The following is a 364-nucleotide window of genomic DNA, read 5'->3' as shown; positions in this document are numbered from 1 at the left end:
ATGAGAATTCTATTTCTAAAACTACTGCTAATCAAATTAAATCGACTGTAAATACTAGTCAAACACGTCTAAATGGCTCTAATAGATATGAAACATCTCTATTGATAGCAAAAGAAATAGATAAAAATCACGATGTAGAGAAAGTGTACATAACAAATGCTAATGGTGGAGAAGTAGATGCACTTACTATAGCAGCAAAAGCAGGTCAAGATAAGCAACCAATTATATTAACTGATAAAGATAGTATTACAAATAATACATATAAGTGGCTAGAGAGTGAGGATTTACAAAGTGCTTATTTTATAGGTGGTCCTCAAATGTTGTCAACAAATGTTATAAATAAGGTAAATGGAATAACTAAGGA

General features: G+C 30.2%; 1 protein-coding gene. It reads left to right on the top strand.

Annotated features, from left to right (window positions below; genetic code table 11):
* Nucleotides 1-364, top strand: a 364-nt coding sequence (locus KGF39_RS19575) for a cell wall-binding repeat-containing protein (RefSeq protein WP_227823588.1), incomplete at both ends; no start/stop codon positions are given.

This window comes from Clostridioides sp. ZZV14-6345 (assembly GCF_020657775.1).
GTDB classification, from domain to species: domain Bacteria; phylum Bacillota; class Clostridia; order Peptostreptococcales; family Peptostreptococcaceae; genus Clostridioides; species Clostridioides difficile_D.
Note: the sequence above shows the minus strand (reverse complement) of the source record. Positions and strands in the feature narration are given on the sequence as shown.